Annotated in this window: 14 protein-coding genes and 1 other RNA gene; 12 read left to right on the forward strand and 3 right to left on the reverse strand. The window is 32.8% G+C overall.

Translation table 11 applies throughout. The annotated features are described in order from the left end of the window. Positions 1-123: 123 nt before the first annotated feature. From eno to ssrA, 7 genes are all read left to right on the forward strand, one after another. A complete protein-coding gene (gene eno / locus KA909_RS01875) occupies positions 124-1,428 on the forward strand; it encodes a surface-displayed alpha-enolase (RefSeq protein ID WP_011276373.1) in 1,305 nt (434 codons plus the stop codon). A gap of 246 nt (positions 1,429-1,674) precedes the next feature. Continuing rightward, positions 1,675-2,145, forward strand: coding sequence for a hypothetical protein (locus KA909_RS01880; protein ID WP_075109134.1), 471 nt, complete (start codon positions 1,675-1,677; stop codon positions 2,143-2,145). 67 nt (positions 2,146-2,212) lie between these two features. Next, positions 2,213-2,446: a preprotein translocase subunit SecG gene (gene secG / locus KA909_RS01885; RefSeq protein ID WP_011276371.1), complete on the forward strand. Its 234-nt coding sequence runs from the start codon at positions 2,213-2,215 to the stop codon at positions 2,444-2,446. A 228-nt stretch (positions 2,447-2,674) separates the two neighbouring features. After that, positions 2,675-3,415, forward strand: coding sequence for an alpha/beta hydrolase (locus KA909_RS01890; RefSeq protein WP_210129893.1), 741 nt, complete (start codon positions 2,675-2,677; stop codon positions 3,413-3,415). Between the two features lie 40 nt (positions 3,416-3,455). Beyond that, positions 3,456-5,834, forward strand: coding sequence for a ribonuclease R (gene rnr / locus KA909_RS01895; protein ID WP_210129894.1), 2,379 nt, complete (start codon positions 3,456-3,458; stop codon positions 5,832-5,834). 24 nt (positions 5,835-5,858) lie between these two features. After that, positions 5,859-6,329: an SsrA-binding protein SmpB gene (smpB, locus tag KA909_RS01900; RefSeq protein ID WP_011276368.1), complete on the forward strand. Its 471-nt coding sequence runs from the start codon at positions 5,859-5,861 to the stop codon at positions 6,327-6,329. Positions 6,330-6,565: 236 nt separating this feature from the next. Next, positions 6,566-6,927: a transfer-messenger RNA gene (gene ssrA / locus KA909_RS01905) on the forward strand. A 92-nt stretch (positions 6,928-7,019) separates the two neighbouring features. Here the strand turns inward: ssrA and KA909_RS01910 are convergent. Genes KA909_RS01910 through KA909_RS01920 form a run of 3 tightly spaced genes read right to left on the reverse strand, consistent with a single transcriptional unit; the run spans position 7,020 to position 9,249 of the window. Then, entirely contained in the window at positions 7,020-7,241 is a 222-nt protein-coding gene (locus tag KA909_RS01910; RefSeq protein ID WP_210129895.1) for a hypothetical protein, read from the reverse strand. 12 nt (positions 7,242-7,253) lie between these two features. Next, positions 7,254-8,342, reverse strand: a complete 1,089-nt coding sequence (locus KA909_RS01915) for a site-specific integrase (RefSeq protein ID WP_210129896.1) — start codon at positions 8,340-8,342, stop codon at positions 7,254-7,256. Continuing rightward, on the reverse strand, positions 8,332-9,249 hold the full coding sequence (locus KA909_RS01920; RefSeq protein ID WP_011276365.1) for a helix-turn-helix domain-containing protein: 918 nt from the start codon (positions 9,247-9,249) through the stop codon (positions 8,332-8,334). Before KA909_RS01920 ends, KA909_RS01915 begins: the two co-directional genes overlap by 11 nt. A 188-nt stretch (positions 9,250-9,437) precedes the next feature. On the opposite strand from KA909_RS01920, the gene KA909_RS01925 reads away from it, so the two are divergent. From KA909_RS01925 to KA909_RS01945, 5 genes are all read left to right on the forward strand, one after another. Then, positions 9,438-9,656, forward strand: coding sequence for a helix-turn-helix transcriptional regulator (locus tag KA909_RS01925; RefSeq protein ID WP_210129897.1), 219 nt, complete (start codon positions 9,438-9,440; stop codon positions 9,654-9,656). Positions 9,657-9,666: 10 nt separating this feature from the next. Beyond that, positions 9,667-9,810: a hypothetical protein gene (locus KA909_RS01930; protein WP_164967148.1), complete on the forward strand. Its 144-nt coding sequence runs from the start codon at positions 9,667-9,669 to the stop codon at positions 9,808-9,810. Positions 9,811-9,813: 3 nt separating this feature from the next. Beyond that, entirely contained in the window at positions 9,814-10,017 is a 204-nt protein-coding gene (gene tscA, locus KA909_RS01935; RefSeq protein ID WP_210129898.1) for a type II toxin-antitoxin system antitoxin TscA, read from the forward strand. Between the two features lies 1 nt (position 10,018). Then, positions 10,019-10,273 (forward strand): DUF1474 family protein, encoded by a 255-nt coding sequence (locus KA909_RS01940; protein WP_037558399.1) that lies wholly within the window; start codon positions 10,019-10,021, stop codon positions 10,271-10,273. Positions 10,274-10,372: 99 nt separating this feature from the next. Then, on the forward strand, positions 10,373-12,964 hold the full coding sequence (locus KA909_RS01945; RefSeq protein ID WP_245339326.1) for a phage NrS-1 polymerase family protein: 2,592 nt from the start codon (positions 10,373-10,375) through the stop codon (positions 12,962-12,964). Positions 12,965-13,008 lie beyond the last annotated feature (44 nt).

A 13,008-nucleotide genomic window follows, 5' to 3' on the forward strand; every position in this document is an offset into this window, starting at 1 on the left:
TTGTAATCCCTAATACAATCACTAAATCTTAGGGATTCAGTCCTTATCTGATATAAATATTTTATTTAAAGATTAAATCAAGCTATAATAGCTTTAGAATCTAAATTAAAGGAGATTTTTCACATGCCAATTATTACAGATGTTTATGCTCGCGAAGTCTTAGACTCACGTGGTAACCCAACAGTTGAAGTTGAAGTGTTAACTGAAAGCGGTGCTTTCGGTCGTGCATTAGTACCATCAGGTGCTTCTACAGGTGAACACGAAGCAGTTGAATTACGTGATGGAGACAAATCACGTTATAGCGGTAAAGGTGTTACTAAAGCAGTTGAAAATGTTAACGAAATTATCGCACCAGAAATCGTTGAAGGTGAATTTTCAGTATTAGATCAAGTATCTATAGATAAAATGATGATTCAATTAGACGGTACACCTAACAAAGGTAAATTAGGCGCTAACGCTATTTTAGGCGTGTCTATCGCAGTTGCACGTGCAGCAGCAGACTTATTAGGTCAACCTTTATACAAATATTTAGGTGGCTTCAATGGTAAACAACTACCAGTGCCAATGATGAACATCGTAAACGGTGGTTCTCACTCAGATGCACCAATCGCATTCCAAGAATTCATGATTTTACCAACAGGTGCTGAATCATTTAAAGAAGCATTACGTTGGGGTGCTGAAATCTTCCATAACTTAAAATCAATCTTAAGTGAACGTGGTTTAGAAACTGCAGTAGGTGACGAAGGTGGTTTCGCTCCTAAATTTGAAGGTACTGAAGATGCTGTAGAAACAATCATCAAAGCAATCGAAAAAGCAGGTTACAAACCAGGCGAAGATGTATTCTTAGGATTTGACTGTGCATCATCTGAATTCTACGAAAACGGTGTATATGACTACACTAAATTCGAAGGTGAACATGGTGCGAAACGTAGTGCAGCTGAACAAGTTGACTACTTAGAAGAATTAATTGGTAAATACCCAATCATCACTATCGAAGATGGTATGGATGAAAATGACTGGGACGGTTGGAAACAATTAACTGACCGTATTGGTGATAAAGTTCAATTAGTAGGTGACGATTTATTCGTAACAAACACTGAAATCCTTTCTAGAGGTATTGAACAAGGTATTGGTAACTCAATCTTAATCAAAGTTAACCAAATCGGTACTTTAACTGAAACTTTCGAAGCAATCGAAATGGCTCAAAAAGCTGGATACACTGCAGTAGTTTCTCACCGTTCAGGTGAAACAGAAGATACTACAATCTCTGATATCGCTGTAGCTACAAACGCTGGCCAAATTAAAACTGGTTCATTATCAAGAACTGACCGTATTGCTAAATACAATCAATTATTACGTATTGAAGATGAATTATTTGAAACTGCTAAATTCGATGGCATCAAATCTTTCTACAATTTAGATAAATAAGTTTAATACAGAGATTTATTTAATATAATAGAGTTCACGCAAATGTATATTGCCTGTCACAGAGTTGAGACTGTGGCAGGTTTTTTTAATCATGTGGCAAACAAAACGAACACATGTTAAGTCGACGTTGTGTATGACAGGTTGTAATTGTTTAGATAAAAAGGTGTTTGCTGAGAATGGAACAGATTTAATTTACGTATTCAAACTGATATAATAGATTTGTATATAAAAGAAGGAGAAGTAAAGATGGAGAATCAGCTTAATCAACCTAGTCAGAGGGAACGAAATGCAGGTAAGTTAATTGGCTACAGTTCTTTAATATTATGTATTTTATTGATCATCCATAACTTTATTGCATTAGATACATTAACGGCTAAGACGTTGTTATCACAGGCAGGCCAGAAAGTCAGTGATAGTGCAGTCGCTAACATCTTAAATAGTTTCAGATACACAGGAATAATGTATATCTTAGCTTATTTAGCGGGTGTCATTGCATTATGGAATAGACATAAGTACTTATGGTGGTTTATGTTTGCAGTCTATGTATCCAATGTATTATTTACATTAGTAAACCTAGCCATGGTTATCAATGCGATTATAGCAGCGAAATCAGTACTATTTATTATTCCAATTATAATTGTTATGATTTGCTCAACCGTATTAGCGTTATATATGCTAATCATTTCAATTGTACGTAAGAGCACGTTTAATCGATAGTCATTGATTATAAAGACGAGTATGTGATATAATTCGGAACGTATATAATGAATGGAGGACAATTTTCATGCATACACTTTTCATAGTACTATTAATTATTGATTGTATTGCATTAATCACTGTTGTATTACTCCAAGAAGGTAAAAGTAATGGACTTTCAGGTGCTATTAGTGGTGGCGCAGAACAGTTATTTGGTAAACAAAAACAACGTGGCGTCGATTTATTCTTGCATAGATTAACAATTATTTTAGCAGTCATTTTCTTTTTAATAATGATTGGTATCAGTTACTTTGGTTTATAAGGTCCGACGATGTTAATGTCGGGCTTTTTTATTTATAATGAATAGAGACGGATGACGTCTTAGATATTCAATTCATGGACATAATGTCCAAGTTTAAATAATGCATATTTCCGAAGAAATAAGGGAATATTTAATAAGTATAAATATATGTAAATAAGAGAAATGATGTTTGAAAGTAAAACAGTATATATTAGTAATTTAGAGATAACGATGGAAGAGGGATTATGAATGCAAATTAAATTACCACAACCGTTCTTCTTTGAGAAAGGCAAACGCGCAGTCTTACTCCTACATGGATTTACAGGTAATTCATCAGACGTAAGACAATTAGGCAGATTTCTACAGAAAAAAGGCTACACGTCATATGCACCACAATATGAAGGGCACGCTGCGCCACCAGAAGAAATTTTAAAATCAAGTCCGCATGTATGGTTTAAAGACGTGCTAGATGGCTATGATTATTTAGTGGAACATGGCTACGAAGATATCGCCGTAGCTGGATTGTCATTAGGTGGCGTGTATGCTTTAAAATTAAGCTTGAACCGTCCAGTGAAGGGTATTGTTACAATGTGTGCACCTGCTGAAGGTAAAACGCAAGGTACAATATATGAAGGTTTCTTAGAATATGCACGCAACTTTAAAAAATATGAAGGTAAAGATCAAGATACGATTGATAAAGAGATGGAAGACTTCCAGCCAACTGAAACGTTAAAAGAGTTGAGTGAGACACTAAATAACGTTAGAAATGAAGTTGATGATGTACTTGATCCAATATTAGTAGTACAAGCTGAAAACGATGAAATGATTAATCCTCAATCAGCAAATTATATATACGATAATGTCGATTCAGAAGACAAACATATTAAATGGTATGCAAATTCAGGTCATGTCATAACAATCGATAAAGAAAAAGAACAAGTATTCGAAGACGTCTATGACTTCTTAGAAACTTTAGATTGGTCTGAATAATCATTTTAAAAATTAAAAGAAAGTAGAAAGGAGGGGCATGATGAATTTAAAGCAATCCATTGAAGAAATTGTAAAACAACCTGATTATGAACCCATGTCTGTGTCTGATTTTCAAGATGCTTTAGGTCTTAATAGTGCCGACTCATTTAGAGATTTAATAAAGGTGCTAGTAGAACTAGAACAAGCAGGATTAGTTGAAAGAACTAAAACGGATAGATATCAACGTAAACAATCACATAAAAATACGAACTCTAAATTAATTAAGGGGACATTAAGCCAAAATAAAAAGGGCTTTGCATTTTTACGTCCTGAAGATGAAGAGATGGATGATATTTTTATCCCACCAACTAAGATTAATCGTGCATTAGATGGCGACACAGTGATTGTCGAGATACAGAAATCTAAAGGTGAACATAAAGGTAAAATAGAGGGCGAAGTTAAATCAATTGAGAAACATTCTGTAACCCAAGTAGTCGGTACGTTTAGTGAAGCGAAATATTTCGGGTTCGTTATTCCAGATGATAAACGCATAATGCAAGACATTTTCATTCCTAAAGGCCAAAGTCTTGGTGCTGTAGATGGTCACAAAGTGCTCGTTCAGATTACGAAATATGCGGATGGTACGGATAATCCAGAAGGACATATATCAGCTATTTTAGGCCATAAGAATGATCCAGGTGTAGATATTTTATCAATCATTTATCAACATGGAATCGAAATTGAATTTCCTGATAATGTCTTGAAAGAGGCTGAGGCAGTACCTGAAGAGATTAAGCCTGAAGAAATCAAAGGACGTACTGACTTGCGTGACGAGTTAACGATTACAATTGACGGTGCTGACGCAAAAGATTTAGATGATGCAATTAGCGTTAAAAAATTAAAAAATGGTCATACTGAATTAACTGTAAGTATTGCAGATGTTAGCTACTACGTTAAAGAAGACTCAGCGCTAGATAAAGAAGCTTACGATAGAGCAACAAGTGTTTACCTAGTAGACCGTGTTATTCCGATGATTCCACACCGCTTAAGTAATGGTATTTGTTCATTGAATCCTGAAGTCGACCGTTTAACATTAAGTTGTCGCATGGAAATCAATGAACGTGGCGACGTGGTTAAACATGACATATTCGATAGTGTCATCCATTCTAATTACAGAATGACATATGATGCGGTTAATCAAATTATCACTGAAAAGGACCCAAACGTTCGCAAACAATATCAAGAAATTACACCAATGCTTGATTTAGCACAAGATTTATCAAATCGTTTAATCCAAATGCGTAAACGTCGTGGTGAAATTGACTTTGATATCAGTGAAGCCAAAGTATTAGTGAATAACGAAGGTTTACCGACTGATGTAGTTTTACGTGAACGTGGTGAAGGTGAACGCTTAATCGAATCATTTATGTTAGCAGCAAATGAAACCGTGGCTGAACATTTCAATAAATTAGAAGTACCATTTATTTACCGTGTCCATGAACAACCTAAATCAGATCGTTTAAGACAGTTCTTCGACTTTATTACTAACTTCGGTATTATGATTAAAGGTACGGGTGAAGATATCCATCCTTCAACATTGCAATCGATTCAAGAGGAGGTTGAAGGCCGTTCAGAACAAATGGTTATCTCAACAATGATGTTACGTTCAATGCAACAAGCCCATTATGATGATACGAACTTAGGACATTTTGGTTTATCAGCAGAATACTATACCCATTTCACATCACCGATTAGACGTTACCCTGACTTAACGGTTCACCGTCTAATTCGAAAATATCTCATCGATCATTCTATGAATAATAAAGAATTGCATAAATGGGAAGATAAATTGCCGGAATTAGCAGAGCATACGTCACAACGTGAACGTCGAGCTATCGAAGCGGAACGAGATACAGATGAATTGAAAAAAGCGGAATATATGATTCAACATATCGGCGATGAATTTGAAGGTATTGTAAGTTCAGTAGCAAACTTTGGTATGTTTATTGAATTGCCTAACACCATTGAAGGTATGGTTCATATTTCAAATATGACAGATGATTATTACCACTTTGATGAACGCCAAATGGCACTTATTGGTGAACGCCAAGCAAAAGTATTCCGCATAGGTGATCAAGTTACAGTAAAAGTCACACATGTTGATGTAGATGAGCGTATGATAGACTTCCAAATCGTTGGTATGCCATTACCGAAAAATGAACGAAGTCAGCGTCCATCAAGAGGAAAAACCATTCAGGCTAAAACACGTGGCAAATCTCTAGATAAATCAAAAGATGATAATCATAAAGGCAAAAAGAAAAAACGTAAGCAACGAAAAGGTAAGAATCAACGTAATCGTGATAAAAAAGGTAAAACGAATCACAAACCATTTTACAAAGATAAAAGTGTGAAGAAAAAATCACGACGCAAGAAAAAATAATCAGCAAAGAGGTGACAGAGATTAATGGCTAAGAAGAAAACAAAATCACCCGGTACATTAGCTGAAAACCGAAAAGCTAGACATGATTATAATATTGAAGATACCATTGAAGCGGGTATTGCATTAAAAGGGACAGAGATTAAATCCATTCGTCGTGGTAGTGCTAATTTGAAAGATAGCTATGCGCAAGTTAAACGTGGCGAAATGTTCATTAATAATATGCATATTGCCCCTTATGAAGAAGGGAACCGTTTTAATCATGACCCTTTACGTTCTAGAAAGTTATTACTCCATAAAAAGGAAATTATTAAACTTGGAGAACGTACAAGAGAAATTGGATATTCTCTTATTCCATTGAAACTGTATTTAAAGCATGGTCAGTGTAAAGTTTTATTAGGTGTAGCCCGTGGTAAAAAGATACACGATAAGCGTCAAGCTTTAAAAGATAAAGCAATGAAACGTGATGTAGATCGTGCGATTAAGGACCGTTATTAAGCGTGTTTGTTGCTTAATTGGTCTCTATTTGGTATGATAACTGATGTTGTGAATGAACTGATATGTTAGTTAGTGATGGGGGTGACATTCTAACCGAATGCATCATCTCAATCTCGCAAGAATGATTAGAACTGAGAAATGCTTTAGATTAGTAGCCTCTCAGTTCAATCAGTTACTGCGTTTGTACATGATGCCATAAAGGGGTGTTATATACTAAACGTATCTAATATTATTTCGGGGGCGTTTTTGGATTCGACAGGGGTCCCTCGAGCACATTAAGCGTGTCGGAGGGTTGTCTCCGACATCAACACATTTCAGTAAATATAACTGACAAATCAAACAATAATTTCGCAGTAGCTGCGTAATAGCACTCTGCATCGCCTAACAGCATCGCCTACGTGCTGTTAACGCGATTCAACCCTAGTAGGATATGCTAAACACTGCCGTTTGAAGTCTGTTTAGATGAAATCCAATCAAACTAGCATAATACTGGTTGTCTGTTGCTTACTATTATGCGAAATTTATCAATAGACTACACACGTAGAAAGGTGTGTATCAGGACCTCTGGACGCGGGTTCGAATCCCGCCGTCTCCACTATATAGCCTATAACCCTTGTGGTTGTAGGATTTTTATTTTTGTTGCCACAGTATTGCCACAGATATGCCACAACATAAAAAAGACGCTCTATTTTAGAGCGCCACATTTTTATATATTGTTATAGATTTTTTATTGTCACTTATTTCAGTGATCAAGCCATTGACTATTTCATCTACTATGTAGGTATTGTTTTTCACATCATATTTCAAGTAAACTAATTGAGTATTATTTATTTTGTTAAGAATGATTATATCTTTTTCTAAGTTATTAAAATCAAGTTCAAATTTTGTATTATTTATTATTTCCCAACTCATATTTATAACACCTCATAAGTATTTAACTATTTCTTTTTGTGTACTAGGATATAAATGTCCGTACCGTGTGCTTACTTCTTCTATTGAAGAATGACCTAATCTTTGAGCAATAACCATTAAACTAGCACCGTGATTAATTAAAAGTGACGCATGGCTATGACGTATTTCATGAATTACTATTTTAGGGAAGTCGGTAGGAAGTAACTTATAAGCGTTAGTAAACCAACGATCTATTTTTGACTCGCTAAATGCTTTGAAAAATGTACCGAATAACACATATTCATTTTTATATATGTTATTATTTTGATACCAATTCAAATATTCTTTTAAGTCGTCCATCATGTGAGTAGGTAAGTAAATATCACGTATGGCTGCTTTTGTTTTGGGGACTGTCACATCGCCGTGATAGTCCGTTTTGTTTATGTGGATATAATTATCATCAAAGTTTATATCTTGCCACGTCAATGCTCGTATTTCGCCTTTTCTAGCGCCACTATAAAACAGTAATTTGAAAAATAATTTTTGTTCAATAGTAGGTAGCACTTCATAGAATTGGTTAAATTGATCTAGCGTCCAATAATTAAGGCGTTTGTTTGATTCAATTTCAAAGTTACCAACTAATGAAGCAACGTTTGATTTTAAATCATGGTACTTCATAGCGTGGTTAAGTAAGGATACTAAAAATACATGCATTTTTTTAAGATATTCCCCTGAATGACCTTCTTTTAATTTCTTGTTTTGAAACTTCATAACATCTTGTGTCGTAAGATTAAAAACATCAATAGAATTAAAATGAGGTATTAGATGATTATTTAAATGTGTCTTTAAGGATTTAACACTTGAAGCCTTTCGACGTGCAGAATACCAATCTAAATATTCCTGAGCTAATTTATCAAAAGGCAATTTATTAATTTGTCCTATACCTTCCAACTCGTCCATAATCTCATTGCATTTTTTCACAGCCTCTTTACGTTGCTTAAAACCAGAGCGTTTTATCTCTTTTCTTTTATTGGTTCTATCATAATAGGTAATTCTAAAATAATATGTACCACGTTTACCATCTTTGTGGATATTGTGGGATAGGTTTAAATTATGATTCATTTAAATCACACTTGTGAATATAATTTTTATTAATCCATTTTATTAATTGAGGATTATCTTTTATTAACTCATTGATAGTAGTATTTAGGTTTTCGAAAATGTAATTTTGCTTATCTTTATTATTTTTAATATCTGGAATATCAAACGAATAATTAGCTAACGGTTTGAGAGGTTCATTTTGAAATACTTGTGCATTTATTATCCTTTGTGGAGTATTATCTGGATATTTAGCTTTCAATTTGTTAATTTCCTCTAAAAAATTGGTGCTTAATTTTTCAATTTCTTTTAACAACTCTAAACTAACAGAATTTTCATACTCATCAAAAAGCAAAGTAGCCTCATTAAAAATTTTTGGTAATTGTAAGTTAAAATCATAAAATTGATACTCACTGATATTAGATTTTATATTAGTTATGGAATCTTCTGCTAGGATTAAGATATTATTGTTAGATTTATGATTTTTAACATAATAATCTAAAAATGTTTTTTCTATAAAATAATAAAATTCATTTTTTAGTATATCTTCTTCTGATTTTATCTTATCCTTAAAAATAGGTACTTCGCTCGTATATTCAATTGCAGATTTTAATAATTCGTTAATTACTGCTTTTTCTGGGTATCTTAATGCTTTACCAACAGAGGTTTCTTTAGGATTATTTTCTAATAAATTATTATAAATTGTGATATACACATCTTTATTGTAACCGTATAATAATTGATCGGTTGTCATATCCCCAAGCCTTGCAATTTCTTTTAATCGCTTAGCATTTGGCAAAGAAACTCCTTTTTCCCAAGTTGCTACATTACCTTTACTTGCTGAAAATAAATCACCGAATTGTGTTTGCGTCTTTCCAATTTTCAGTCTAATTTCTTTTATTCTTTTTCCGATAGAAGCTTTATCGTACATGAAATAGCCTCCTTATTAATAATATATGTCTATATAATATAACTAAAGTTCTAAAAAGTACAATGTTTTTATTGACTTTTTTAACTAAAGACATTATTATTAACTTGTAAGTTCTAAAAAGTTCTGTTTTTTTAAGAACTTATAATTTTTATAGTACAGTTCTAAAAAGTTCAAAAGGAGGAATTGCAATGGCAAGTTTAAATTATCCGATGTTATACATTGCAAGAAAAGAAAAAGGAGATACTCAAAAGAAAGTAGCTCAGAAATTAGGAATAACTCCACAACGTTATCAATTGAAAGAAAGTGGTAAAGCTTATTTCACATTACCAGAGGCTAAAATCTTGAGTGAAATGTATGGTATGTCAATTGATGATTTGTTTAGTAAAAATATTAAAGTAGGTTCATAGGAGGTTCAAAATGGTTAAATTCACATTACAGCTATTATTAATCAGTTTAATTACTGTATTAGCTAGTGCGTTTATAGCGTTTCATGTAGGACTAGCAATTTATCTATTAGGAAGCACAATCGCATTCTTAAATTATGAAAACTTGGAGGCGTAAAAGATGGAACAAGAACAAAAAGATGTTATTCAAGATATTTATACAACGTTAGGGACAACTGTTGGGGATAAAGCAACAGAATATGAACATCGTTTTGAAGAAGGTCATAATGAATGGGTTGAAACAGTAAATCGTGAGGAACACTTGCAAGCAATAATCGAGTGGGCATTACAACAAATTGAAAATAATTTTGATGGAGTGAAATAAGATGAAACTATTCAAAAAGAAATATGATCATAAAAAAGTAAACCGTGTGAAAGATATAGTCTTATATACATCACATGCGTTTGAAGCTAAAACATATAATAAGGCAATTGAACTATTAAAGAACAATAACAAAAAAGAAGCAATTGAACTTATGTATGAAAGATTAGTAGAGGCTCAAAAAAATGAGTATGAAATGAGATTACAAATAGAAAAAGCGTCATCAGCGAAGTTTGGCGACAGAACTGATAACGCATAGCGTAATATACAACTAATAAACAAGCATGGAATGGTTTATTTACCACATTTTTATTTTACCATTTCGTGCTTTGTTTTAGAAGTATTTGGGAGGAATTAAATGGCAATTAAAGAAAAAGATAAGATAATTGAAGTAAATACGCTAGAAATACCCGAAGAATTAAAAGAATTGCCACAATGGGTATTATGGCGTGCTGAATGGAATGATAAGAAACAGGAATTTAAAAAAGTACCTTATAAAAGTGGAGGTTACAAAGCTAGTTCTACTAAAAGAGATGATTGGTCTAGTTTTGATTTTGTTTATAAAATTTTGGAAAATAATAAGTTATATAAAGGACTTGGATTTGTATTAAGTAAAGATGATGATTATATAGTATTAGATATAGATAATGCTATTGATGAGAACGGTCAAATCAATTCAGATTTAGCATTAGAAATGACAGAACTCACCTACTGTGAAATGTCGCCTAGTGGTACTGGATTACATTGTTTTTTTAAAGGAGAATTACCTGAACAACGTAAGAAAAAGCGTTCAGATTTGGATATAGAATTGTACGATAAGGCTAGATTTATGACAGTCACAGGTGAAACAATCGGACAATCTGAAATTTGTGAAGAACAGGAAATATTAAATAATTTAGTAGAACGATTCTTCAAAGAAGAACAAACTATTGAAACTACTTTAACTTATGATCCTAATCATAAAAGCGAGTTATCAGATGAAGAAGTTATAAATCTTATGATGAAATCTAAACAAAAAGATAAGATTAGCGACTTATTGGAAGGTAACTTTGAAAAGTATTTTGATAGTCCTAGTGAAGCAGTGCAAAGCTTATTGCATTATCTAGCTTTCTATACAGGCAAAGATAAGCAGCAAATGGAACAGATATTTTTAACCTATAATAATTTAACTGATAAATGGGATAGTAAGCGTGGTAATACCACATGGGGGGAATTAGAGCTTAATAAGGCTATTGCAAATCAAAAAGAAGTTTATAAAGTTAAAAAGTTTGATGACTTTGATGTGATACTTAATGATGAAGAGAAAATACCTGATAACTATGTGATTGGTGATAACAATTGGCTTTATAAACTTGTAGAAAAAGGAAAAGGTGATAATAAGCAAGTTGTGCCTAAACTACTAACATCTACACCACCATTTATTAAACATAAATTTAAAGATGTTGAAACTGGTGAATTTTATTATCAATTATCCTTTACACAAAATAAATTGCCCTATGAATTAAAAGTTACTGCACGTGAAATCGTTGATGCTCAACACATAATAAATTTAGCAAGTAAAGGTTTTGACGTAACAACTTCTAATCGTACTGAATTAGTAGAATATTTGGCAATGTTTATGAGAATAAACAATAAACCCGTTATTAATATAGCCACACGTTTAGGTTATATAGGGAACGCTTTTATATCACCTTATGAAGAAGATCAAGAAAATAACGAACATCAGTTGTTTAATTCTGATAAAGGTTATCAATCTTTAATTAAAGCCTTTGAAACTAAAGGAACGATTGAAGGCTATATAAACGGCGTATTTAATCCGATTAAGTCTAAACCTATGGTGATGATGATGTTATATAGTTCGCTAGGCTCTATCTTATTGAAGGATTTTAAAGTTGATCCTTTTGTAAGTGAAATATCAGGGCGTACTTCAAGCGGTAAAACTTTCACATTATTGATATGTGCAAGCGTTTGGGGAACAGACAGATTAATAACTGAGTGGAATACTACTAATGTGAGTATTGAACGAATGGCAGCATTTTTGAATACATTTCCAATTATTAAAGACGACACAAGAAAAATCAATAATATCAATAAATTACCTTATATTGTTTATCAGTTTTCAGGTGGAGAATCAAAAAGCAGGGCTAATTCAAATCGTGGCTTAGATTATGCAGAAACATGGCATAATATTATGCTTTCAAGTGGTGAGGTATCTATACCCGATTTATCAGAAAAAGGTGGCTTAGCTGGTCGAGTGATTACTTTACAAGATGAGCCGTTTCCTAACATGGATAAACTAGCCTTTAGTGATATAGCAGACGCAATGGAAGAAAATCATGGACTTTTAGGAAAATTATTTATTAAGCAATACGAGAGTAAAAAAGAAGATTACAAGAAAGCATTTAAAAGTGCGCTAAGGTATTTCGTTGAGAAAGCAAATAATAATGAAGTAATGCAAAGGATAGCACGTAGTTTTGCACTACTTAGAGTTGCTGGTGAAATATTAAATGATATTGAAGGATTTGAGCATGATCCCTATGTGATTACTAATCAAGCGCATACCAGTATGTTAAGAAATAATAAAAATATTGATAAACCATTGCTGCTATTAGAAAACGTATTACAATATTTAGATGCTAACAGAAACAATATTGAAGGTGAAGGATACACTAAAGTATTTAAAGGTGACATTAAAGCCGTACACAAAAATGATTTTCTATGTGTATTAGGTGAGACAGTCAAACAACTTTTAGGAAATGAGTTAAATCCAATTGTAAAACAATGGAAAGAACGTGGTTATTTAATCACAGATAAAAATACCTATACAAAAAGAATTAGTCATGAAGGTAGAAAACCTAGAGGTTATGCTATTAAAAATGAAATTATGAATGAATTAGGTTTTGATTTCACAAATTATGATAAAGAATTAGAATTTATAGATTTAGATTAGTTCCATGAGTACCATAATAGTTCCATAATAATATTTAAAAATAT

The organism is Staphylococcus sp. GDX8P54P, assembly GCF_017893165.1.
Taxonomy (GTDB): Bacteria; Bacillota; Bacilli; order Staphylococcales; family Staphylococcaceae; genus Staphylococcus; species Staphylococcus borealis.